The 21,633-nt window shown below is 71.0% G+C and carries 21 protein-coding genes and 2 pseudogenes; 10 read left to right on the forward strand and 13 right to left on the reverse strand.

Annotated features, from left to right (window positions below; genetic code table 11):
* Nucleotides 1–117: 117 nt before the first annotated feature.
* From ABZ471_RS21735 to ABZ471_RS21750, 4 genes are all read left to right on the forward strand, one after another.
* Nucleotides 118–825: an ABC transporter ATP-binding protein gene (locus tag ABZ471_RS21735; RefSeq protein ID WP_359068421.1), complete on the forward strand. Its 708-nt coding sequence runs from the start codon at nucleotides 118–120 to the stop codon at nucleotides 823–825.
* Nucleotides 822–3,131 (forward strand): FtsX-like permease family protein, encoded by a 2,310-nt coding sequence (locus tag ABZ471_RS21740; RefSeq protein WP_359068422.1) that lies wholly within the window; start codon nucleotides 822–824, stop codon nucleotides 3,129–3,131. The genes ABZ471_RS21735 and ABZ471_RS21740 overlap by 4 nt, the downstream gene beginning before the upstream one ends.
* Before the next feature lie 127 nt (nucleotides 3,132–3,258).
* Entirely contained in the window at nucleotides 3,259–3,609 is a 351-nt protein-coding gene (locus tag ABZ471_RS21745; RefSeq protein ID WP_359068423.1) for a VOC family protein, read from the forward strand.
* A 73-nt stretch (nucleotides 3,610–3,682) separates the two neighbouring features.
* Nucleotides 3,683–4,081, forward strand: a complete 399-nt coding sequence (locus tag ABZ471_RS21750) for a MarR family transcriptional regulator (RefSeq protein WP_359068424.1) — start codon at nucleotides 3,683–3,685, stop codon at nucleotides 4,079–4,081.
* On the opposite strand, the gene pqqB is transcribed toward ABZ471_RS21750, so the two are convergent.
* The 8 genes and pseudogenes from pqqB to ABZ471_RS21790 all read right to left on the reverse strand — a co-directional run bounded on the left by pqqB (nucleotide 4,078) and on the right by ABZ471_RS21790 (nucleotide 11,629).
* Nucleotides 4,078–4,968, reverse strand: a complete 891-nt coding sequence (gene pqqB / locus ABZ471_RS21755; RefSeq protein ID WP_359068425.1) for a pyrroloquinoline quinone biosynthesis protein PqqB — start codon at nucleotides 4,966–4,968, stop codon at nucleotides 4,078–4,080. The genes ABZ471_RS21750 and pqqB overlap by 4 nt on opposite strands.
* Before the next feature lie 65 nt (nucleotides 4,969–5,033).
* Nucleotides 5,034–6,146 carry a hypothetical protein gene (locus ABZ471_RS21760; RefSeq protein ID WP_359068426.1) on the reverse strand — a complete coding sequence of 371 codons (1,113 nt, stop codon included), beginning with the start codon at nucleotides 6,144–6,146 and terminating at the stop codon, nucleotides 5,034–5,036.
* Nucleotides 6,147–6,180: 34 nt separating this feature from the next.
* Nucleotides 6,181–6,579, reverse strand: a complete 399-nt coding sequence (locus ABZ471_RS21765) for an SseB family protein (protein ID WP_359068427.1) — start codon at nucleotides 6,577–6,579, stop codon at nucleotides 6,181–6,183.
* Nucleotides 6,580–6,691: 112 nt separating this feature from the next.
* Nucleotides 6,692–7,423, reverse strand: coding sequence for a GntR family transcriptional regulator (locus ABZ471_RS21770; protein ID WP_359068428.1), 732 nt, complete (start codon nucleotides 7,421–7,423; stop codon nucleotides 6,692–6,694).
* Nucleotides 7,420–7,977 (reverse strand): cysteine hydrolase, encoded by a 558-nt coding sequence (locus tag ABZ471_RS21775; protein ID WP_359068429.1) that lies wholly within the window; start codon nucleotides 7,975–7,977, stop codon nucleotides 7,420–7,422. Before ABZ471_RS21775 ends, ABZ471_RS21770 begins: the two co-directional genes overlap by 4 nt.
* The gene (locus ABZ471_RS21780; RefSeq protein WP_359068430.1) at nucleotides 7,974–9,479 is read right to left on the reverse strand and encodes a cytosine permease; all 1,506 of its coding nucleotides are present in this window, start codon (nucleotides 9,477–9,479) and stop codon (nucleotides 7,974–7,976) included. The genes ABZ471_RS21775 and ABZ471_RS21780 overlap by 4 nt, the downstream gene beginning before the upstream one ends.
* A 126-nt stretch (nucleotides 9,480–9,605) precedes the next feature.
* Nucleotides 9,606–10,903: pseudogene (locus ABZ471_RS21785) on the reverse strand (hypothetical protein).
* A gap of 132 nt (nucleotides 10,904–11,035) precedes the next feature.
* Complete coding sequence (locus tag ABZ471_RS21790) at nucleotides 11,036–11,629, reverse strand: NAD(P)H-dependent oxidoreductase (protein ID WP_359068431.1); 594 nt, start codon at nucleotides 11,627–11,629, stop codon at nucleotides 11,036–11,038.
* Nucleotides 11,630–11,741: 112 nt separating this feature from the next.
* Here ABZ471_RS21790 and ABZ471_RS21795 point away from each other — a divergent pair, with 112 nt between their 5' ends.
* Nucleotides 11,742–12,578 (forward strand): helix-turn-helix transcriptional regulator, encoded by an 837-nt coding sequence (locus ABZ471_RS21795; protein WP_359068432.1) that lies wholly within the window; start codon nucleotides 11,742–11,744, stop codon nucleotides 12,576–12,578.
* 69 nt (nucleotides 12,579–12,647) lie between these two features.
* Here the strand turns inward: ABZ471_RS21795 and ABZ471_RS21800 are convergent, their stop codons facing one another.
* Together ABZ471_RS21800 and ABZ471_RS21805 are read right to left on the reverse strand one after the other, a co-directional pair.
* Complete coding sequence (locus ABZ471_RS21800) at nucleotides 12,648–13,265, reverse strand: AAA family ATPase (protein ID WP_359068433.1); 618 nt, start codon at nucleotides 13,263–13,265, stop codon at nucleotides 12,648–12,650.
* A gap of 49 nt (nucleotides 13,266–13,314) precedes the next feature.
* Complete coding sequence (locus ABZ471_RS21805; RefSeq protein ID WP_359068434.1) at nucleotides 13,315–14,523, reverse strand: MFS transporter; 1,209 nt, start codon at nucleotides 14,521–14,523, stop codon at nucleotides 13,315–13,317.
* Between the two features lie 54 nt (nucleotides 14,524–14,577).
* On the opposite strand from ABZ471_RS21805, the gene ABZ471_RS21810 reads away from it, so the two are divergent.
* Nucleotides 14,578–15,321 carry a helix-turn-helix transcriptional regulator gene (locus ABZ471_RS21810; RefSeq protein WP_359068435.1) on the forward strand — a complete coding sequence of 248 codons (744 nt, stop codon included), beginning with the start codon at nucleotides 14,578–14,580 and terminating at the stop codon, nucleotides 15,319–15,321.
* Between the two features lie 51 nt (nucleotides 15,322–15,372).
* Here ABZ471_RS21810 and ABZ471_RS21815 read toward each other — a convergent pair whose 3' ends face one another.
* Nucleotides 15,373–16,731: a beta-1,3-glucanase family protein gene (locus ABZ471_RS21815; protein WP_359068436.1), complete on the reverse strand. Its 1,359-nt coding sequence runs from the start codon at nucleotides 16,729–16,731 to the stop codon at nucleotides 15,373–15,375.
* A gap of 278 nt (nucleotides 16,732–17,009) precedes the next feature.
* On the opposite strand from ABZ471_RS21815, the gene ABZ471_RS21820 reads away from it, so the two are divergent.
* The 4 genes and pseudogenes from ABZ471_RS21820 to ABZ471_RS21835 all read left to right on the forward strand — a co-directional run bounded on the left by ABZ471_RS21820 (nucleotide 17,010) and on the right by ABZ471_RS21835 (nucleotide 19,744).
* Complete coding sequence (locus tag ABZ471_RS21820) at nucleotides 17,010–17,468, forward strand: septal ring lytic transglycosylase RlpA family protein (protein WP_359068437.1); 459 nt, start codon at nucleotides 17,010–17,012, stop codon at nucleotides 17,466–17,468.
* A 196-nt stretch (nucleotides 17,469–17,664) separates the two neighbouring features.
* Nucleotides 17,665–17,871, forward strand: a pseudogene (locus tag ABZ471_RS21825) (chitinase); the annotation flags it as partial.
* A gap of 98 nt (nucleotides 17,872–17,969) precedes the next feature.
* Nucleotides 17,970–18,737, forward strand: a complete 768-nt coding sequence (locus tag ABZ471_RS21830; RefSeq protein WP_359068438.1) for an NPP1 family protein — start codon at nucleotides 17,970–17,972, stop codon at nucleotides 18,735–18,737.
* A 419-nt stretch (nucleotides 18,738–19,156) separates the two neighbouring features.
* Nucleotides 19,157–19,744 carry a hypothetical protein gene (locus ABZ471_RS21835; protein ID WP_359068439.1) on the forward strand — a complete coding sequence of 196 codons (588 nt, stop codon included), beginning with the start codon at nucleotides 19,157–19,159 and terminating at the stop codon, nucleotides 19,742–19,744.
* Nucleotides 19,745–19,811: 67 nt separating this feature from the next.
* Here ABZ471_RS21835 and ABZ471_RS21840 read toward each other — a convergent pair whose 3' ends face one another.
* Nucleotides 19,812–20,354 carry an FABP family protein gene (locus tag ABZ471_RS21840; RefSeq protein WP_359068440.1) on the reverse strand — a complete coding sequence of 181 codons (543 nt, stop codon included), beginning with the start codon at nucleotides 20,352–20,354 and terminating at the stop codon, nucleotides 19,812–19,814.
* Nucleotides 20,355–20,399: 45 nt separating this feature from the next.
* Entirely contained in the window at nucleotides 20,400–21,551 is a 1,152-nt protein-coding gene (locus ABZ471_RS21845; RefSeq protein ID WP_359068441.1) for a permease, read from the reverse strand.
* Nucleotides 21,552–21,633 lie beyond the last annotated feature (82 nt).

Genomic DNA, 21,633 nt, shown 5'->3' on the forward strand with positions numbered 1-21,633 from the left:
CTGACATCCGCATCGACCTGTGGATCCAGCGCCCTGCATCTGTGGGACGAGTCCTGCCCCGGGATGCCATCCGGGGAGGGATGCCCGGGTCCCGGTCCTCCCTCTAGCGTCCTGTCCATGGTCACTGAGGTGAGAACGGGAGACACCGTCGTACGACTCGACGGGGTGCGCAAGGAGTACGGGGAGACGGTCGCCCTCGACGGGGTGTCGCTTCGGATCCGGGCCGGGGAGGCGGTCGCGGTGATGGGGCCCTCGGGATGCGGCAAGTCCACGCTGCTCAACATGATCGCCGGTCTCGACCGGCCGTCGGCCGGCACGGTCGTCGTCCACGGCGAGAACGTCGGGGAGTTGAGCGAGAAGGGGCTCGCGCTGTACCGGCGGCGCCGGATCGGCATGATCTTCCAGTTCTTCAACCTCGTGGACGATCTGTCGGCCCTGGACAACGTGGCCCTGGCCGCCCAGTTGACGGGAACGCCGGCCCGGCAGGCCCGGCGGCGGGCGCTGGAGCTGTTCGGGGAACTGGGCATCGCGGACCGCCGCAACGCGTACCCCGCGGTGCTCAGCGGGGGTGAGCGGCAACGGGTCGCCGTGGCGCGGGCGTTGATGAACCGCCCGGCGCTGCTGCTGGCCGACGAGCCGACCGGTGCGCTGGACAGCCGAGCCGGGGAGCAGGTGATGGATCTGCTGCTGGACCTGAACCAGATCGGGCAGACGCTGGTCATCGTCACGCATGACGAGCACCTGGCCCGGCGCTGTGCCAGCCGTCTGGTGCGGGTGGCCGACGGCCGGGTGACCGGCGAGCACACCCTGGAGCCGTCCGCATGAGAGCGGTGTGGCGGGCCGCGCGAGCCGCCGTACGCAGGCGGAGACTGCAGACGCTGGTCATCTGGCTGGTCACGCTGGTGTCGACGGGGTCGATCGTGATCGCGCTGGGGCTGGTCGACGCGGCTTCGGCGCCGTTCGAGCACGCCTTCGGGAAGCAGCGCGGGCCGCATGTCGTCGCGGCGTTCGACTCGTCGCAGGTGTCGGACGCCCAAGTGACGCACGCGGCACGGCAGTCCGCGGTCGAGGCGACGGCCGGACCGTTCCGGCAGGCGACGGTGGACCTTCCACGCGGTGCGGGAGACTTCGGCCTCGGCGGCGAGGTCACCGTAGTGGGACGTTCCGGTCCCGGTGGCCCGGTGGACCGGGTGAACCTCTGGGCGGGGCGGTGGGCCACCCGGCCGGGCGAGATCGTCCTGAACCGGCAGTCCGACTGGACCGCCGACGACATGGGCAAGAAGTTCCGCGTGCCGTCGGGGCCGACGCTCACCATCGTCGGGTTCGCCTTCGACCTGAGCCACACGGCGGACGCATGGGTGGTCCCTGACCAGATCGCGGCCCTGCACCCGACCGGCACACAGATGCTGTTCCGGTTCCGGGACGCGTCCTCGGAGAGCGCGCTGCGAGCGGGTCTGGCCGAGGTGACCGAGGACCTGCCCGAGGGCGCGCTCGCCGGATCCGAGACGTATCTGGCGCTGAAGCACCGCGTCGGCAGCAACGCGCGCGCGTACGCGCCGTACCTGATGGCGTTCGGCATCCTGGGCATCCTGGTGGCGGTGCTGATCGTCGCCAACGTGGTCGGCGGGGCCGTCGTCTCAGGATTCCGGCACATCGGCATCCTCAAGGCGCTGGGCTTCACTCCGGGGCAGGTGCTGGGCGTCTACCTCGTGATGATCTCCGTACCGTCGGTCCTGGGCTGCGCGCTCGGCACGCTCGCCGGGAACCTGCTGGCGCACCCCTTCTTCCAGTTCGTGTTCACCGGGCCGAACTCGGGGGTGCTGCACGAGAGCGTCGGCATCGCGCCATGGGTGAACACGCTCGCCCTGCTCGGCATGCCGCTCGTCTGCGCGCTGGCCGCGTTCGGTCCCTCGTTGCGGGCGCGGCGGCTGTCGGCGGCACGGGCGATCAGCGCCGGGAGTGCCCCGCGTAGCGGGCGCGCGCTCGGCATCCAGCGGCGCCTGGCCAGTGCCCGGCTGCCGCGGTCGGTGAGCCTCGGGGTGGGCCTCCCGTTCGCCCGGCCGGCGCGCAGCGCGCTCACGCTGGCCGCCGTGGCCCTCGGCGTGACGACGGTGACGTTCGCGACCGGTCTGGCGGCGACGCTGACCGACTTCGGGAATTCGGGACAGCACGCGTACGACGTCACCGTGTACGTCGGCAACCACCGGCACGGCAAGGAAGTGCAGCCCGAGCACACCGACCGGCAACTCCAGGCGCTGCTGAAGTCGTTGCCGGGAGCGGTCCGTGTCACGGCGCGGTCGGACGAGGAGGCGCACCTCATCGGCTCCACCCAGGTGGTCATGTTCGAGGGCCGGCGCGGCGATCTGCCCCTGGACGGCGTCCTCATACGGGGCCGCTGGACGCACCGCACCGAAGAGGTGGTGGCCGGCACGGCGTTCCTGCGCCGGAACGGCCTGCACCTCGGCGATCACCTGCGGCTTCGCAAAGCCGGCCGCGAAGTGCGGCTGACCCTCGTCGGCGAGACGATGCTGGACAACGACCGGCTGGTCGTCGGCGCCTGGCCGACGGCAACCGCCCTGATGCCGGACGTGAAGCCCATCGCCTACCACGTCAAACTCGGCGAGGGCGCCGATCAGAAGGCCTACGCGCGCGCGGTGCAGGCCGCCGACCCGGGTCTCTCCCTCCAGCTGAGCGGACCGAACAACGTCACCCGCACCATCGTCGGTTCCGCGACCGCGCTCACCCTGATGCTGGCCCTGGTCTCCTCGCTCGGCGTGTTCAACACGGCTGTCCTCAACACCCACGACCGGCGCCGCGACCTCGGCATGCTCAAGTCCATCGGGATGACCCCGCGCCAGGTCACGGTGATGACGGTGACCTCGATGGCGGTGCTGGGCGCGGTGGGCTCCCTGCTCGGCGTTCCGCTGGGGATCGTCAGCTACGAGCTGGTGCTCCCGCGGATGGCGGCGGGGATCGACATCACCCTGCCGTCGTACATGACGGACGTCTGGCACGCCCCGACGCTGGCCGGTGCGGCCCTGGCGGGGGTCGTCATCGCCGTCATGGGCGCGCTCGTCCCGGCCCGCCGCGCCGCCCGCCTCACCGTCGCCGAGGTGCTGCGCAGCGAGTGACCACCGGGCCCGGGAAGCCCCCGCCGCAACCGGTCAGGATCGGAGAAGCGGTCGCGGGCTCCCCTTGCCTACCGTGGAGGAACCGACGGAGACCCGTCGGGCCACGCATCTCGAAGGAGTGAGTTCCATGACCGCCGGCCTGCAGACGATCATCTACCCCGTCAAGGACCCGGAGCAGGCCAAGGCCCTGTTCACCGCGCTGCTGGGCGTCGAGCCGTACGCCGACGAGCCGTACTACATCGGCTTCAAGGCCGCGGGGCAGGACGTCGGCCTCGACCCGAACGGGCACGCGCAGGGCATGACCGGGCCGGTGCCGTTCTGGCATGTCACCGACCTGCGGGAGCGGCTCGCGGCCCTGCTGGAGGCGGGCGCCGAAGTGCTCCAGGACGTGCGGGACGTCGGTAACGGCAGGCTGATCGCCTCGGTGAAGGACGCCGACGGCAACCAGGTGGGACTCCTCCAGGACCCGGTCGCCTGAGTCCGGTACGAGCGCTTGCACCCGCACTAGTTGCACACTCAAGGATTGGCTGGATCGGTGCTACGGTGCGGGTATGGCAGTCAAGACGGCCGATGCCCGGCTCGAGGAACGGTGGCGCGACATCCTCACGCTGCACGCGCACACGATGTGCGAGATCGACCGCGCCCTGCACCCGCACGGGCTGGGTGCCAGTGACTTCGAGGTGCTGGACCTCCTGGCGACCGAGTCGCCCGCGGAAGGCGACCAGTGCCGGGTGCAGAACCTGGTCGGACGGGTCCATCTCAGCCAGAGCGCGCTGTCCCGGCTGATCGGCCGCCTGGAGAAGGAGGGCCTGGTCGAGCGCTCGGTGTGTGCGGAGGACCGGCGTGGGGTGTGGGTCGCGCTCACCCGCAAGGGCCGCGACCTGTACGCCGAGGTACTGCCGCTGCAGCGGGCCGTGCTGGAGCGCATGCTGGCCGAACGGGCCGGCTAGAGGGTCAGCTCCGCCCCGTCCGGCAGGACCTCCACCCCCTGCTCGGCCACGCGCGCGCGTGCCGGTGAGGCGGGGTCGAGCAGCGGGTTGGTGTTGTTGAGGTGGGTGTAGATCCGGCGCGTGCCGGGATGGCGGGCGAGGGCCTCCAGTGAACCGTGGGGGCCCGTGACCGGCAGGTGACCCATGGCAGCCTGCCCGGCACCGGTCCGCACCGCGGTGCCCATCTCGTCGGCCGCGAAGAAGGTGCCGTCCAGCAGCACGCAGTCGGCCGACGCGCACAGCTCGTCCAGAACAGGACTCCAGGCGCCCACACAGGGCGCGTACACCAGCACTCCTCCGCTGGCCAGGTCCTCGACGCGGTACGCCGTCACCCACGGGCCGCCCGGCTCGGACGGCTGCGCCGGCACGTACTTCGGGATCTTCGTCCCCACGGGGTGGGCCGTGACGACCAGTCCGCCGGCCAGGACGAAGCCCCCGTCGGCCAGGCTGTCGGCCCACTCCCAGGAGGCGTAGCGGTCCAGGGCGGCGCGTGCGGGAGCGAGGACGGCGCCGACCGGCGGGGCCGCGTAGACCTTCAGACCCGCCGCTCCGCGCAGCTCGGTCAGACCGGTGACGTGGTCGGCCTCCGCGTCGGTGAGCAGCACACCGCGCAACGGGGTGTCCCGGGGCGCGTGGCCCGGCCACAGGGCGGGAGTGGCGGTGAGCTGGGTGCGCAGATCGGGCGATGCGTTGAGCAGCCACCAGTCACGGCCGTTGCCGGTGACGGCGGCGCACTCCTGGGTGCGGGAGGGCAGTTTGCCCTCCCGGGCGGCCGCGCACAGCGCGCAGGCGCAGTTCCACTGCGGGAAGCCGCCCCCGGCGGCGGTGCCCAGCAGGACGACCCTCACGACCATCGGCTCCTTCGCGTGCTCCGGACCTTCCGGTGGGATCTTCCCGCCGCAGGGCGGGCTGACTACTCGGAGACGGGGGGCAGTTCCGGCCGTCCTGCGCCGGGCCGCCGGTCCGCCGGACGCTGCGGCGGGATCGGGCCGCCGGGGAAGTCGCGGGGCCCGGTCCACAGGGCGGGCACCGCGTCACAGCGGCGGCACAGCTCGTAGGCGATCGTCTCATAGTTGACCCGCCAGCCCTGGAAGTGCGGCCAGGCCTCCTTCGGACTGCGTTCCGCCCGGAAGCCGGCCGCCTCCAGCATGGCCACCGCCTCGTCGAACTCGGCGAAGGTCAGCCGAATCGGGGTGCCGGGCGACGGGTCCGGGTCGAAGGGGATGCGCAGCGCGCGGGCGATGTCGCGCAGGGCCGTGAATCCGGCGCGCAGCACCAGGCGGGCCTCCGGCGGGGCGACGCGCGGGTCGAGCGCGAGCTGCAGCGCGGCCGCGTCCATGACGGCGACGAGCCCGACCAGCCAGCTGCGGTGCGGGCGCGGGGAGCGGAAGGTGAGCAGGATCGGGTACGTGGACTGGCTCTCGCCCATGTCGGAGGCGAGGCGCTCCCAGGCGCGGTACAGCTCGGGCAGCGCGGTCTCGGTCTCGACCAGCCACTGCCGGGCGAGGATCTCCGGCCCCCAGGCGGGCTCGCCGGCCCGGGCCTGGAGCAGGGTGACCTCCAGTTCGCGACGGTTGTAGGCGCTGTAGAGGGTGGGCAGGTAGGCGATCTGGAGGGCGATCAGGACGGGGCCGGTGGCCGCGGCGAGGAAGTCGAGCACGGACAGTTTCAGCCGGGCGTCACTCGCGAAGCCGAGCGTGAACAGGCTGGATCCCGCCTCCCGGAAGGCGGTGGTCCAGGACAGCGGGGACGCCGCGTACAGGAGCAGACCGAAACCCAGGAGGGCTCCGCCGAGCCAGGTGGCGAGCATGCCGATCAGCATCAGCGGGGCGAGCCAGGTCTGGGCGCGGTCGATGGCGTGGTAGCCGCCGCGCAGGGTGGTGAGCCTGAGGATCCTGCGCAGCAGCCACCACAGGCGGAACACCAGCACGGAGTAGAGGCCTCGGGGCACCACGAGGGTGCGGAGGATACTGCTCAGGACCAGCACCAGCACCAGTGCGCCTGCTACGCCGGAGATCCATTCCATGAGGGCATTGTGTCGCCCGAAGACTGGCTGCAGCTCACCTTGTCAGGAGCGTGCGTACTCCGTGCGAGGTCAGTGTCAGGCCGTGGGTCGAGTTGCCGTCTATGGCCAGGGACAGGTCGTCGTCGGGCCACTGTGAGGCGAGCGCGCCGAGCGGGATCAGGCGGTAGCGGGAGACGAAGGGCAGCAGCTCGGTCATCGTCGCCTCCGAGGTGAACACGGGGACGACGGGCTCGCCGCCGGGCTGTTCGAGGATGGGCAGGGCGACCGTCGCGGGGCCGGCGCCGTTCCCGTCCACCGCGTCGTCCGGCACCGGGACGAGTACGTCGCTGTGGGCGAGGGTGTCCAGGGCGGCCTGGTCCTCGGCGTCCACGGCCAGGGCGGCGAGCGCCTGCCGGGCAGGCGTCGGAAGGTCGTCGTGTGCGGGTGTTTCCATGGCAGATCCCCAGGTAGCGGCGGTCGTACGGCCACGCGCACGGGCCGGTGCCCGGGCGTGCTCCCGCCTCGCGTACCCGGTACGGCTCAGGGCATGCGTGAGGATTCCGGGGTCATGGGGTGCTTTCCGTGGCGGGTCGGGCGAAGGTGAGGGCCAGCCGGAAGTGATCGGGGTCGAGCAGGCTGACGTGGTGCTCGGCGAAGGTGCCGTCGGTCGTCCGGCTGGTGCGCCGTGTATGGAGGAACCAGTCCCCGGGCCTGCGGCGCAACAGCTCCGCCTCGTGGGCGTCGATCCGCCGGCCGGATATCCGCTGCTCGCCGTGGTCGGGGCGCAGCCCGGCCCGTTGCAGCACCTCGGGGAGCGCGTCCTGGCCGAGACCCCGATCGGGCAGCTCCCGGATCACGGACACGGGCGGCAGGAGGCTGCGTTCGTACGCCACCACGGTGCCGTCCGCGACCAGCTCGCGGGTGCGCTCCACGCACACGAACGCGTCCTTCTCCAGGCCGAGTTCGGTGGCGAGCCCGCTGTCGTGCGTCGCCCGCACGGCGAGGGTGTGCACCCGGCTCTCGACGCCCTGGAGGGCCAGGGCGGCGGCCCAGCCGAGCCCCTCGTCCGGCGGGCGGCCGTCGAAGAGGACGTAGGAGCCCTTGCCGGTCCGCGTGGTGATCAGCCCCTCCTCGGACAGCTCGGCGAGGGCCGCGCGGACCGTCGTACGGCTGACGCCGAACCGCTCGGCGAGGGCGTGTTCGCCGGGCAGTCGGTCGCCCGCCGGGCGGCGGCCGCTGCGGATCTCCCGGGCGAGGATCCGGCTGATCCGCTGGTGCTTGAGCGGGACGCCGGTCATGGCCGGGGCTCCGCGAGCAGGTCGTCGACAGTGGTGACCCGGATCAGCGGCCGGTAGAGGTCCAGCACCTGGAGGGTCTTGACGTGGGCGTCGTCGTCCACGCCCGCACAGGCATCGGCGACGACCAGCACCTCGGTCCCGGCGTCGGCGGCGGCCAGAGCGGTGGACAGCACGCAGCAGTCGGTGCTGACGCCGGCCAGGACCAGGCGGCCGTCCGGGCCGACGCGGTCGGAGAGTTCCGGGGTCCACTTGCCGAAGGTGGTGGTGTCCACGACGTGGGCGGTGCGCTCGGCGAACTCGTCCGCCAGCTCCCACAGTCCGGCGTCCGGTGGCTGGAGTGCGAAGGGCCACTGGGCGTAGTAGGCGCGCCACGCTCCGGTGGGGATCTCGGGTGCGAGGAAGCGGGTGAAGGCGACGCGGTCGCCGAAGGCGGGCAGCAGCCGCCGTACGCCAGCGGCCGCGTCGGCGAAACGGGGGGTGGCCCAGGGGCTGGCGGGGTCGGCGAAGACACGCTGCATGTCGATGACGGCGAGCAGACCGGAGGCCGAGGTCATCCGCGCTGCACCCCCTCGTCCGGTGTCGGGCTCGGCGCCTGGGCTTCCTGCGCGCGCACCCGGGCCCGGCCCAGCAGCAGGGTTCCGAGAAAGGCGAGCGCGAGCGCGACGAGGACACCGAGGTTGGCGTACGCCCAGGAGCCGGTCCTGCCGCCGAGTCCGAACGGCTCGAGGAGATAGCCCTGCCACGTGAGCCAGTCGGCGGCGGTGTTGGTGACCAGGCCCCAGCCGACGGCCGTGGCGCCCAGGGTGAGCAGCAGCGGCAGCAGGGGTACGTCGCCGTAGCGGCCGCGCGGGCGGTACAGGTCGCCCTCGTCGTAGTCGCCGCGGCGCAGCGCGAGGTCGGCGAGCATGATCCCGCACCAGGCGGCGATGGGCACGCCGAGTGTGGTGAGGAAGCCCATGAACTGGGCGAGGAAGCTGTCGGCGAAGAAGACGACGTAGACGGAGCCCGCGATCATCAGGGCGCCGTCGAAGAGTGCGGCCAGGTAGCGCGGCACCCGCACGCCCGCGGAGAGCAGGGCCAGGCCGGAGGAGTAGATGTCCAGGACCGCGCCGCCCACCAGGCCGAGGACGGCGACCACCGCGAAGGGCACCAGGAACCAGGTCGGCAGGATCGTGGTCAGTGCGCCGATCGGGTCGGCGGCGATCGCCTTGCTCAGCTGGTCGGAGGAGCCGGCCAGCAGGAGGCCGAAGACCAGCAGGAGCAGCGGGGCCGCGGAGCCGCCGAAGGCGGTCCAGCCGATCACGCCCCGGCTGGACGAACTGCGGGGCAGATAGCGGGAGTAGTCGGCGGCGGCGTTGACCCAGCCGAGCCCGAAGCCGGTCATCATGAACACCAGTGCGCCGATGAACTCCTGGGCGGAGCCCGCCGGGATCGCGCTGACCGTGGCCCAGTGGATGTGGTCGGCGACCAGGCCGACGTAGACGAGGGTGAGCACGCCCGTGATCACGGTGATCCAGGTCTGCAGGCGCATGATCAGGTCGAAGCCCATGACCCCGCCGATCACGGTCAGCGCGGCCACCACCATGAGGGCGACCACCTTGGTCTCCGTGCCGCCGCCCCAGCCGAGCCGGCTGAAGACGGTCGCGGTGGCCAGGGTGGCGAGCGCGGTGAGGACGGTCTCCCAGCCGACGGTGAGCATCCAGGAGATCACCGACGGCAGCCGGTTGCCGCGCACCCCGTACGCGGCCCGGCTGAGCACCATGGTGGGTGCCGAGCCGCGTTTGCCCGCGACCGCGATGAAGCCGCAGAGCAGGAAGGAGACGACGATGCCGAGCACGCCGGCCGCGAGGGCCTGCCCGAAGGAGATGCCGAAGCCGAGCGCGAAGGCGCCGTAGCTGAGGCCGAGTACGGAGACGTTCGCCCCGAACCAGGGCCAGAACAGCATGTTCGGGGTGCCCTTGCGCTCCGCGTCCCCGATGACCTCGAGTCCGTGCGTCTCCAGCTGGATCTGGCGGCCGTCGGATCTGCTGTCGGGAACGTCCTGCGGATGCGTCATCTCCGACCCCCTGCCCTACCTGTCTGGACGTGTCCGGTCGACGCTAGGCCGGTGCGCCGAGAGGCGTCAACAGAAGGCACGGCCCCCGGCGGACGGGGCACAGCGACCGCCGGGGGCTCGTCGGCGTCATGCAGGGGACGAGCCGCTGCCCGAGCGCACGGCGGGCGGGGCGAGGTCGACGGGACCCGAAGTGCCCGCACCCTTGCAGGAGTCGTGGCAGTTCTTCTCCAGACTGCAGCACAGCGAGCAGATCGCGCCTTGGCGGAAGGGGCAGTTGGCCATGTCGGGACGCTCGAAGTCGCTCGTGCACACCGAGCAGGTCAGCGTGGCCGCCGACAGGCCGTCGGCACCCAGCAGCGGTTCGTCCAGGTCGTCCGCGCGGGCGATGTAGTAGCGCCCCTGGGTGAGCACCGCGAACAGCGGTGAGAGCACCATGGCCAGGAACAGCGCGATGAACGGCGAGATGGCCTTGCCGTACGCGCCGAACGCCTCGAAGTAGGCGGCGATGGACACCGTGGAGGCGATCAGCATCGAGCCGAAGCCGACCGGGTTGAAGTGGTACAGGTGGGCCCGCTTGAACTCGATGTACGAGGGGCTCAGCTTCAGCGGCTTGTTGATCACGAGGTCGGCGACGACCGCGCCGATCCAGGCGATGGCCACGTTGGAGTAGAACCCGAGGACCGTGTTGAGGAAGCCGAAGACCCCGCCCTCCATGAGGGCGAGCGCGATGCCGACGTTCAGGAAGATGTAGACCACACGGCCGGGGTGACGGTGTGTCAGCCGGGAGAAGAAGTTGGACCAGGACAGCGAGCCGGAGTACGCGTTCGTGGAATGGACACGAACGGCGCGACCATCAGGACCAGCCAGACCGGCTGTGTCCACACCTGCATCTTCGACAGCGCGGTCATGCCGTAGACGACCAGCGGCAGGATGATCAGCGAGCAGATGACGTACCCGACGGCGAGCGGAATGTGCAGGCCCAGCTCCAGGGCCTGCGCCATGATCGATCCCTCGAGGGCGAAGAAGATGAAGGTGAAGCCGGCGTAGATCACCGAGGTGAGGGTCGACCCGAGGTAGCCGAAGCCCGCCCCTCGGGTCAACAGGTCCACGTCGATGGAGTACTTCGCCGAGTAGTACGAGATCGGAATGCCGGTGAGGAAGATGGTCACGGCCGCCGCGAGGATGGCCACCATGGCGCTGGAGAAGCCGTGGGACAGGGCGATCGAGCCGCCGATGGCGAAGTCCGCGAGATAGGCGATGCCGCCCAGCGCCGTCGTGGCCACCACGTACGGCGTCCAACGGCGGAAGGACTTCGGCGCGTACCGCAGCGAGTAGTCCTCCAGCGTGTCGTTCTGCGTCCAGCCGTTGTACGCACGGCTCCCGGGCGGGGCCGGTGGCGCCTGGCTGTCGACGATCTCCGTCACGGCTCTTCCCCCTTTCTGCACTGCGCCCCGGACGGCCCGGAGTGAGCAGTGCAGGAAGGTTCGTGCGGCGGTGTTGCTCCGCCGTTTCGACGCCTTTAAAGGGAGGTTCCTTGTGAATCCTCGGGCCTGGTGTCAGGCCGGGTAGGGAGCCGCCTCGCGTGCCGTCCGCAGCGCGCCCGCCCACCAGGCCAGCTGGTCGAGCAGGGTCTTGGCGTACCCGGAGGCGTCGGGGTCGAGCGGACGGCCGTCCTGCCATGCGGTGAAGTAGTTCGGAAAGGCGAGACCGTCGCGGATCGTCACCGCGTGCAACTCGGTCAGGACGTTCTCCAGGTGCAGAACCGCGTGCCGGCCGCCCGCTGCGCCCCCGTAGCTGACGAAGGCGACGGGCTTGGCCGTCCACTGGGTGAAGTGCCAGTCGATGGCCGCCTTCAGCGAGGCGGGGTAGCTGTGGTTGTACTCCGGCGTGACCACGATGAACGCGTCGGCGTCGTCCAGTGCCGAGGTGAGCGCCGCCATCCCGGCCGGACGGGGGTAGTCGTCGCCGGCGTACTTCGGCGATGCCGCGGGCAGGGACAGGGGGATGTCGATCTCGGCGAGATCGATCACGTCGACGTCGAAACCCCCGTGCGTACCGGCCTGTTCGGCGACCCAGGACGCCACGACCGGACCGAAGCGCCCGTCCCGGACGCTGCCGATGATGATCACCAGCTTGTGTGTGTTCTCCATGCCCACCACGATCGGACCGGCTTCCCGAACCAGCCAGGCCGGGCTCAGGCTGGCCCCCACAGGGCCACGCTGAGCACCCCACGACCGGCGAGGCGCGTCTTATTCTCGGGGCATGGGAACGCCGTTGGGGGATTTCGTCCGGGTCAAGCGCGACAGCATCCAGCCTCAGGCGCTGGGGCTGCCCGACCACGGCCGGCGCCGGTCACCGGGGCTGCGGCGGGTGGATCTCGCCGCGCGGGCCGGGATCAGCGTCGAGTATCTGACCCGTATGGAGCAGGGCCGCGACCGCAACCCCTCCGTGGCGGTGGTGAACGCGCTCGCCGACGCCCTCAGCCTCGATCCCGCCGAGCGCAATCACCTGCGCTACCTCGCGAAGATCACCGGCGGCGAGTGCTCCGCCCACACCCGGCCCGCTCCGGCACGCCGGGACGTGCGACCGGGCGTGCTGGAGACCCTCCGGCTGCTCGAACCGGGCATCGCCCTGGTGACCAACCGGCTCGGCGACATCCTGGCGAGCACCAGCGCGTTCGAGGCGGTCATGGGCGGCAGCGGGCTGTTCGACGCCGATGCCCCGAACCTCACCCGCTATGTCTTCACCGACTCCCGCTCCCGCTCGTTCTTCGCCGACTGGGACGAGGTCGCGGACGAGCAGGCCTTCGACCTGTGGCTCGGTCCGGGCATCGAGACCTCCGAGTGGCTCACCGCCGAACTCGCGCCCGTCGCGGGCCCGGAGTTCACCCGGCGCCTGAACCGTCACGTGGTCCCGCAGCGGGGAGTCCTCCGGCTCCACCACCCGTCCGGGTGTGAACTCCGGCTGCTCCGCGAGACGCTCGACCTCTCGTCGGACGCGCAGCACCTGGTCGTGTTCCTCCCCGCGGACGAGGCGACGGCCGAGGCCGTCGACCGCCTCCGCGACCGGTCCCGGGGCCGGCTCCGGGCCATCTCCTGACGCTCGTAAGCCGCCGCCGGTCCGGGACGGCACTCCTGGCGTCTCTCCGGCCGTCGCGATCCGGCCGGGTCAGGAGGGGTCGCGGAGGGTCGCCCCGAGCCGTTCGAAGGCGGTGGGGCGCGGCCGGTCCCGCAGGACGTCGCGAATACGCAGGGCACACTGCTGCGGGGAGAGGAGGCTGGTGTCCACGTCGAGGTCGTGCAGTCCGTGGGAGTGGACCTGGTCGTACTGGAGGGCGGCCAGGCCCGCTTGCCGGTCGCCCCGCTCGCGCTCGCGGCGTTCCAGTTCGGGCAGCGGACAGCGGACCCCGACCAGGACGGTGTCCTCGGGAACGAGCAGATCGAGGAGGTCCAGCAGCCGCCAGCGACGGCTGAGCGGATGGTCCACGACCAGGTTGTTGCCGCCCGCGGCCATCCCGGCGACGGCCCGGTGGAAGCCCTTGGCGGTGCGGTCGATCTCTGCCTGGAGGTCCTCGTCGGCGATGGGGTTGCCGCAGCGCATCGCGTGGAACGCGTCGACGGGCAGATGGAACCAGGTGCCGTCGAGCAGGTCGAGGAGCGCCCGGGCGATGCTGGATTTGCCGGAGCTGGACGTGCCGTTGAGCAGGATGACCGTACCCCCGGCGACGGTGTCGGGGATGCGTGCGTGGTCCGGGTCGGCCGTGACCGCAGCCGCTTCGGTCGCCATGATGGGGTCCTTCCCTCCGCCGGGGTTCTGAGCCGGTGCGCCTCCGTGATCATCGCATGGGGTCGCTCCGCCGGAGCCCGTGGGCAAGTCGGCGTCGGCCGACGGTGCTTGGGCCGGCCGGCAGGGAGCCGGGCTCGGGGAGGGTGCGGAACAGGAGCCAGCTCAGTACGGGCATCAGAACCAGGGGCGCCAGGGCGGTCCGCAGGGACGTCGCGTCGGCGACGTGGCCGATGAGCGGGCTCACCAGACCGCCGATGCCGACGGCCAGACCGAGGGTGATCCCGCCGGCCGTGCCCACCCGCGAGGGGAGGTAGTCCTGGCCGAGCGTGACCTGGAGCGAGAACGGTACGTACAGAGCGGCCGAGGTCAGCGCTGCGAACAGGTACAGGGCCGGGCCCGGTACGAACACCACGCCCGCGACCGCCGCGACCGAGACCAGGTACGAGCGGCGGGCGGCCGTGACCCGGCCCCAGCGGTTCGCCAGCGCGCCGCCCAGCACCGAGCCCACCGCGCCGCCGAGGTAGAGGACGAACAGCGCCGCGGTGCCCGCCGCCGTACCGCCGCCCACACGCTCCTTCGCGTACAGCGAGATGAACGTGCTCAGTCCGACGAAGACGACCGAGCGGAACACCACGGCCAGGGACAGCTTCACGAACGACGCCCTGTCGTCGTCCGCGGCCGCCACCGCCGTACCGGTACCGTCGGCCCGCCGCTGCTCCAGGGCACGGAGCACGGGCAGGCACAGCACGGTGCCCGCGAGGGCCGGCAGTACCAGCAGCGGTGTCAGCCGCAGTCCGCCGGTGCCCACGACGGCGGCCACCAGGAGCGGAGCCAGCGCGAAGCCGAGGTTGCCGCCCAGCGAGAACCAGCTCATCGCGGTGTGGCTCCCCCGGCCGGCGAGACGTGCGGCGCGGGCGGACTCGGGGTGGTAAGCGGCCACGCCGACCCCGGACACCGCGACGAACAGCAGGGTGAGCCCATAGGAGCCGCTCAGTCCGCTGAGGGCGATGCCCAGGCCGCCCAGCAGCGTGCTGACCGGGAGCAGCCAGGGCATCGCCCAGCGGTCGGTGAGGAGTCCGAACACGGGTTGCGCCACCGACGACAGCAGGGAGGCGGCCAGGACGATGCCCGAGACGGCCGCGTAGCCGTAGGCGCGTTCGGCTACGAAGAAGGGGACCAGGGAGGCCACCGCGCCTTGGTAGACGTCGACGCAGGCGTGCCCGACGGACAGCAGGGTTATGGATGCATTCCTTCGCACCCGGTCATGGTCCGCAGCGGGCGCCGTGTCGGGCTTCCGATATCCTGCCAACAAATGACGGAGATCCGCCATGACCCGATCGCTCCGACCCGCACCCAGCTGCTGGCGCCCGGCGCCGCGATAGACGCCCACCGGCACGACGAGCACCAGATCGCCTACGCGGGCCGGGGAGTGCTGGCCGTCACCACCAGCGCGGGCACCTGGGTCGCCCCGGGCACCCGGGCCATCTGGGTGCCGGCCGGCACCGTCCACGCCCACCAGGCCCATGGCGAACTCGACCTCCACCTGGTGGGGCTGCCCGCGAGCGAGAACCCGCTCGCCCTGGACACGCCGACCGTGCTCGCCGTGGGCCCGCTGCTGCGCGAACTGATCGTCGCCTACACCCGCGCCCCCGATGACGACAGCCCCGAACGGGCCCGGCTGCGCGCGGTGTTGCTCGACCAGCTGCGTGCCTCGCCGCAGCAGCCGCTGCACCTGCCGACACCGGCCTCGCCCCTGCTGCGGACGCTGTGCGACATCCTGCGCGCCGACCCGGCCGACGGCCGCACCCTCGCCGAGCTGGGCCGGGAGGTCGGGGCGAGCGACCGTACCCTGGCCCGGCTGTTCCGCAGCGACCTCGGGATGACGTTCCCGCAGTGGCGCACCCAGCTGCGGCTGCATCACGCCCTGGTCCTGCTGGCCGAGAAGACGCCGGTGACCGCGGTGGCGCACCTGTGCGGCTGGTCCTCGGCCAGCGCGTTCATCGACGTCTTCCGGCGCACCTTCGGGCACACACCGGGTGCCCATCCTTCGGGCTGACGGGCGGCGTACGGGGCCCGTCGCGCCCTTCGGTCACACGGTGCGCCGCCGTCACCAGCCGACGGCGACCAGCAGCCACTGCGGGTTGGCGTGGGAAACGAAGGAGGACTGCCCGGCGACGTCGTCGTACGGGAAGCCGTAGGCGAGGTTGTTGATGGCGTTGTCGTGCCAGAACTCGGCGTAGTAGTTGGCCGGCGCGGCCTTGTAGTACTGGCTGGGGTCGGACTGCTGGGAGGCCGGCAGTGTGGCCACGTGGCGGTTGAGGGCCGAGCACATGTCGGGGTTGCCTGCCAGGGAGGCGGCACAGCCGAAGATGTCCGAGGTGGCCGCGTTGACGCCGACGGACTGGGCGTAGGAGGTGAAGTAGCCGGCGTTGGCGCCGCCCGCGCGGAAGCTGGGGTCGCTGCCGGGCGCGATGATGCGGTAGGGAGCCTGCGTCTGGGCCAGCACCTTGAACTGGGCCGGGACCGCGTCGGTGAAGCGCTGGAAGGTGGTGGCGCGGTCCTCGGCGAAGGTCTGGCGGTTCTCGCCGACCTCGACGTCGTAGCCGTCCTTGGTGTGCAGCCGCATGGCGAGTTTGAGGCCGAAGGCGTCGACCCGGGTGGTGTTTCCGTTGAAGACGTCGTTGCCGACCGTGAACTCGATGAAGTCGTAGTACGGGCCGTTCGGCGAGCCCAGGTAGAAGTACATGCGGCCCGCGGAGTTCGCCGGCATGTCCAGGTAGGGCTGTTCGGCGACGGAGTGCACCTGGCCGTTGAAGCTCCAGTACACCTGGCTGTCGGGGTACTTGCCGTTGGTGCGGTTGAGGATCTTCACTTCGACGGCGTTCTGCGCGGGCGGGATGTCGCTCGTGCTGCCCCAGAAGTCGCCCGGCGGAGTGGTGCCGCCCCCGGGCCCGTACACCTCGAACTCCCAGAGGGAGTAGCCGTACGGGGTCGCTCGTGCGGTGCCGTACAGGCGTACGTAGCGGCCGCTGCCGGTGACGGCGACGTTCTGGGTGCCGCCGGCGGACGTGGTGGTGGAGTAAGCCGTCGTCCAGTGGGTCGCGTCGGTGGACGTCTGGATCTGGAAGGCCGTGGCGTAGGCGGCCTCCCAGCGCAGGGTGACACGGGAGAGCTGCTGGACGGAGCCGAGGTCCACCTGGAGCCACTGCGGGTCGGCGAACGCCGACGACCAGCGGGTGCCCGGGTCGCCGTCGACCGCCGCGCCGGCCGGGAACGACGCGTTCTCGGTCGAGGAGGCGGTGGCGGGGCGGGCGCGGGAGAGCAGAACGTCGGCGGCCTGCGCGGGTGCCTGTGTCATCGCGAAGAAGCAGGTGGCGAGCAGCGCGAGGATCACGCCGAGAGCCGTTCGGGAGCGCGCGGCACCGCTGGGCGGTCTCGGTGTCGATGCGCTGAAGGATATCCGCATGGGGGTCTCCAAAGCCGTGGCGGCCTGTGGGGAAGAGATCAGCAGTTCCTGAGAGCGCTCTATCCGGGGTTTGTACTCTCGGGCCGTCCTGCCGTCAACAACTGAAGGCGAAACGCGCTGGGTTCTGAAACTCCCTGGTATTCCAAAGGAGTTGGGTAGCTGAGGGATTCAGCTCCGAGAAGCATCACGCCCTCAAGGGCCTTGTCTCATTCACCTCTTGACCCTCCTGGTGCAGACCTTTTAGGTTCCGGCTGTCCTGCAGTCGACCAGGAAAGGCCGTGATCTCCTCCGTGACCGGACCGCCCTCTCTCCGCCCTGTCGCGATACGCGGCGGCCTCGCCCTCGCCGCACTCGCCCTGGCCACCGCACCGTTCGCCACGTCCCGCGCCCAGGCCGCCGGGGGTGGCGCCCCGTTGGACCAGTGCTGGGCGACCCACTACGGCCCCCAGCCGCCCGGCGCCCTGACGGCCAGCGGCGAACTCTTCGACAACAACGCCGACACAGCGGCGACGTCACTCGGCCGGAACCCGCAACTGCCCTTCGGGACCCGGGTACAGGTCACCAACGTCGCCAACGGCAGGTCGCTGGTGGTCCGCATCAACGACCGGGGCACCTTCATCCAGACTCCGCAGGAGCCCAAGTGCCTGGACCTCACCGACGGCGTCTTCGGCCGGCTCGGCGGAAGCCTTGATCCCGACGCGGGCCACATCGTCGTCACCCAGACCGTCCTCAACTGACTCCTGACTGCCGAGTGTTCACCAACTCGGTTTCCTCACCACTTACTTCAGATCTTGACGAAAGTGGTCCGCGCCCCGACAGTGGTCCACGCCCCGAGGTTCAGGGGTCGACCACGCCCTGCGCGACGCACTCACCGTTCACGAGATGAGCCTCGCCCAGGGCGCGCCTCCACGCGAAAGGCCAGGGAACTCCACCATGCCAACGCTCAGCCACAGTCGGTTGCGCACCGGACCCGCGCCGGCCGGCCGGTTCACCATCGGCTTCGTTCTCGCCGCCCTTGTCGCCGCGCTGTTCGCCGCCGCTCCCGCCCGGGCCGCCGACGGCGCGATCACGGGACTCGCCGGAAAGTGCGTCGACGTGGCGGGGGCCAACAGCGCCAACGGCACCGCCGTACAGCTCTACGGCCGCGTCGACGCCTACCAGCGCTTCACCCAGATCCTCGGGGTCTCCCCGGGCAGCAACCTGTACTGCTGACACGAGCTGCCCGACAAGGAGCCGTCATGCGCAACGTGAAGTCCCTGACCAAGGTCCTCCTCGGCGCCCTCGGCGCGATGACGCTCGTCGTCGCCGTCCCGGCGAGCGCCCACGCGAACGTCCTGCAGTTGCTGCCGCAGAACGCCGACGGTCTGGAACAGACCTTCTCCCCCGCCTACGACTACGACGGTGACGGCTGCTACGCCACCGCGGCGATCGGAGCCGACGGCACCGTCAACCCCGGCCTGAAACTCGGCGGCGATGTCAACGGACATTGCCACGACTACGCCCAACTGGCCAACGCCAACACCTACTCACGCGAGAAGTGCAACAACGGCTGGTGCGCGGTGATGTACGCCAGCTACTTCGAGAAGGACCAGGCGACGCTCGGCCCGGCGGCCATCGGGCACACCCACGACTGGGAGCACGTCGTGGTGTGGATCAACAACAACGAGGTCCGGTACGTGTCGGTGTCCCAGCACACCAGCTACCAGGTCGCCGCCCGCTCCGCGGTCCGTTTCGACGGCACGCACCCGAAGATCGTCTACCACAAGGACGGCGTGTCCACGCACGACTTCCGGTTCGCCAACACCAACGACGATCCTCCGGAGAACGTGACCGGGGGCTGGTTCTTCCCCCGCCTGGTGGGCTGGAACGGCTACCCCGCCGGCTACCGCGACAAGCTCCTGAGCGCCAACTTCGGGGCGGCCTCCATCAAGATCAAGGACGGCGACTTCGCGTACGCGCTGGCGCATTCGATGCCGTCGGGCATCCCTTTCGACCCCAACGGCTGACGACCGGCGCGCCGCACTGCGCATACGGCAGGGCGGCGCGCCGCTGACCACGCCGGCCGGCGTCAACGTCGGCCTGGAAGGCAACCACGACGTGCAGTTCTCCACCGAGCTGGCGAGACGCGATCCGCGTGCCTCGCGTTGGTGCGGGGCGGCCCCGAACGAGCCCGGACCGGATACGGGCCGCGCGAGCGCCACGCGGTCGAAGGTGGAATCAGTCGTCTCGAGCGCCACCGTGCGGTGCCAGGCAGTGCGTGCCGGGCACGGTCCGGAAGAGACGGCCCAGGCGCGCCCCGGCCAGTAGCCCGCGCGGCCGACCAGGTGCGGGCCAACCGGGCGAGGCGCCGGGCCCGTACGGCATGGTGCCCAGGGCCGCGGCGCCCCGCGGCGGATGCTGATGCCTCCCCCTGCAGGAGAGGCCCGTGAGTAATCCCAGCCCCCGAGTGACCCCGAGGCCGGCATCCGTCGCAGCAGGCGATGACATTCCCGCTCCCGGTGTCATCGGCATCGGACTCGCCGCGGTGCTGACGTTCGCGCTCGCCCAGGGCTCGTGGCAGTGGTTCGCCACGTTCATCGGGGTGACGCTGCTTGCGGTGATGCTCGCCTTCCAACGACGGGCGGACTGGACGCCGGACATTCGCTCGGCGTACATGCGTGGCCTGGTCGCGTACGCGCTGGTCGTCGGCCTGTGCGTGGCGATCGCACTTGCACCCCTGCTGCAGCGCCGGGCTTGGCTGTTCCCGATGCCGGGCACGCGCAGCGAGTGCGAGCTGATGGGCAGGTACCAGGCTCTCCAGGTGAAGGCCGCGCTGGGGAACCTGGCCGGCAGTGACGGTACCGCCCTGGCGTTCGCGCAGGAGGTCCAAGCCCGCAAGGCCGTTGCCGAGTGCCTGGCGGCCACGACGACTCTGTGGCTGCCCCTGTACGGGCTGGGGGCGGCGGTGCTGGTGGGGGCAGCTGCGTGGTTCCGCGACCGGGCCGGAGCCCGGCCCGGCCCGGTCGGCTACTGAGGTTTTCGGTTTGGGGCAGTTCGTCGATGCAGCACGGTGCCCAGGTTGCCCAGACTGCTCTCAGGCCCTAGTCCTTGCGTCGCAGCCGTGCCGAAAGGTGGTGGCGCAGCGGCTGGCCGACCGCGCTCAGTTCGTGCTCGAAGGAGAGCGAGCCGTCGTCGTTCAGCAGGTAGTGGCGGCGGGTGGCGTCGACTTCCTTGGCTGTGGGGGTGAGGGCCACTGCGTGGGTGGTGAGGTCGACCTCGTGCCCGGTGGCCTGTCCGACCATGATCTCCGCGATGCCGGTGGGCTGGGTGATCAGCGCTTCGACCCGGCCGTCCGGCTGGATCCGCCACCATCCGCTCTCCCGGGCCGCGGGACGCAGCGGGGCGTCGTCCTCGTCGAGCAGCCAGGCCCGGGCCTCGTAGCGCAGGAAGGGACGGCCGTCGTGACTGAAGGTCAGCTCCTGCGCGTACGTGAAGTCCCCGGAGAGCGTGGGGTACCCGCCCCGGCCCCGGCCGTGCCAGCTGCCCAGCAGACCGAGCACGGGCTTGAGCTGTGCGTGCGGGGCGGGCTCCTCGTCCGGGCGGAGACGGTCCGGGTAGGGGGACTCCGATGCGGGGTCGATCACGGTGCGCGCTCCTGGGTCTGCGACGGTGTCGGTGCCAGGTGAAGCCTATGCCGCCGTGCCGGTGCTGCCGGGCGCACCGCCCATCATGCGGAGCATCGCCGATCCGCCGGTACGGAAGAACCGTACGAGCAGGACGGCGGCCAGGAGGAGGAAGGCGATGTTGAGCCAGGTGGTGTAGTTCCAGGAGACGCCCTCCATGGGGATCTCGGCATGGCTGCGCTCGGGGATGAGTCCGAGGGCGCCGAAGACGAGTTCCACGCAGTACCCGGCGAAAGCCATCGCGGCGTAGAAGGTGGCCAGGAGGAACCCAGCCATCGTGATGCCGTAGTACTTCCGGTAGATGTTGAGGATCGGCAGGATCAGCAGATCGGCGAAGATGAACGCCACGACGCCGCCGAAGCTGATGCCGCCCTTCCACAGCACCACCGCCAGCGGCACGTTGCCGATGGAGCACACGAACGAAGCGATCGCCACCAGCGGGCCGACGAGGGGTCCCCACAGCTTGGCGGCGAGCGGGTGCCCCTCGAAGAAGAAGGCACCCCAGAACGAGTCGGGTACCCAGGCGGCGATGGCGCCGGCGATGAGCAGTCCCAGTACCAGGTCGCGCAGGATCGCCGCCCACTCCATGACGAAGACGTGCGAGGTGGCGGTGAAACCCTCACCGGACAGCAGCCGACGGGCGAAGGAGCCTTCGCGGCGAACGGACATGTCCATTGCGGCATGGCCCTCCATCGACCCGGCCAGCCCCTTCTCGGCCTGCGTGCCCGCCTCCCGCACCAGCCTGTCGCTCAAGAAGCGGCGGAACAGGAGAGCCAGAACACCGATCATGACGGGCCCGCCGACGAATTCGGCGAGGGTGAACTGCCAGCCCATCAGCAGGGCCAGAATCACGCCGAGTTCGACGACGAGGTTGGTGGAGGCGATCTCGAAGGCCATCGCGGCGGTGAAGTTCGCGCCCCGGCGGAACAGCGACCGCGCCAGCGCGACCGCGGCGTAGGAGCACGAGGAGGAGGCGGCGCCGAGGCCGGCGGCGGTGGCCAGCGTACGGGGCCGGTCGTCGCCGAGGAGGGAGACGACCGTGGACTTGCGGACCACGGCCTGGACCACCGCGGACAGGGTGAACCCGAGGATCAGGGCCCAGGTGATCTCCCAGGCCATGGATCCGGTGATGGCCAGTGCGTGCAGTACGGCGTGCATCCGGGAAGCCTCTCGTCCCCGGGGCGACGTCGGGTCCATGGACACGCGGTCGGAGCGGGCGACCCGCTCGGACGGACGGAGA

Source organism: Streptomyces sp. NPDC005728 (assembly GCF_040630895.1).
GTDB lineage: Bacteria > Actinomycetota > Actinomycetes > Streptomycetales > Streptomycetaceae > Streptomyces.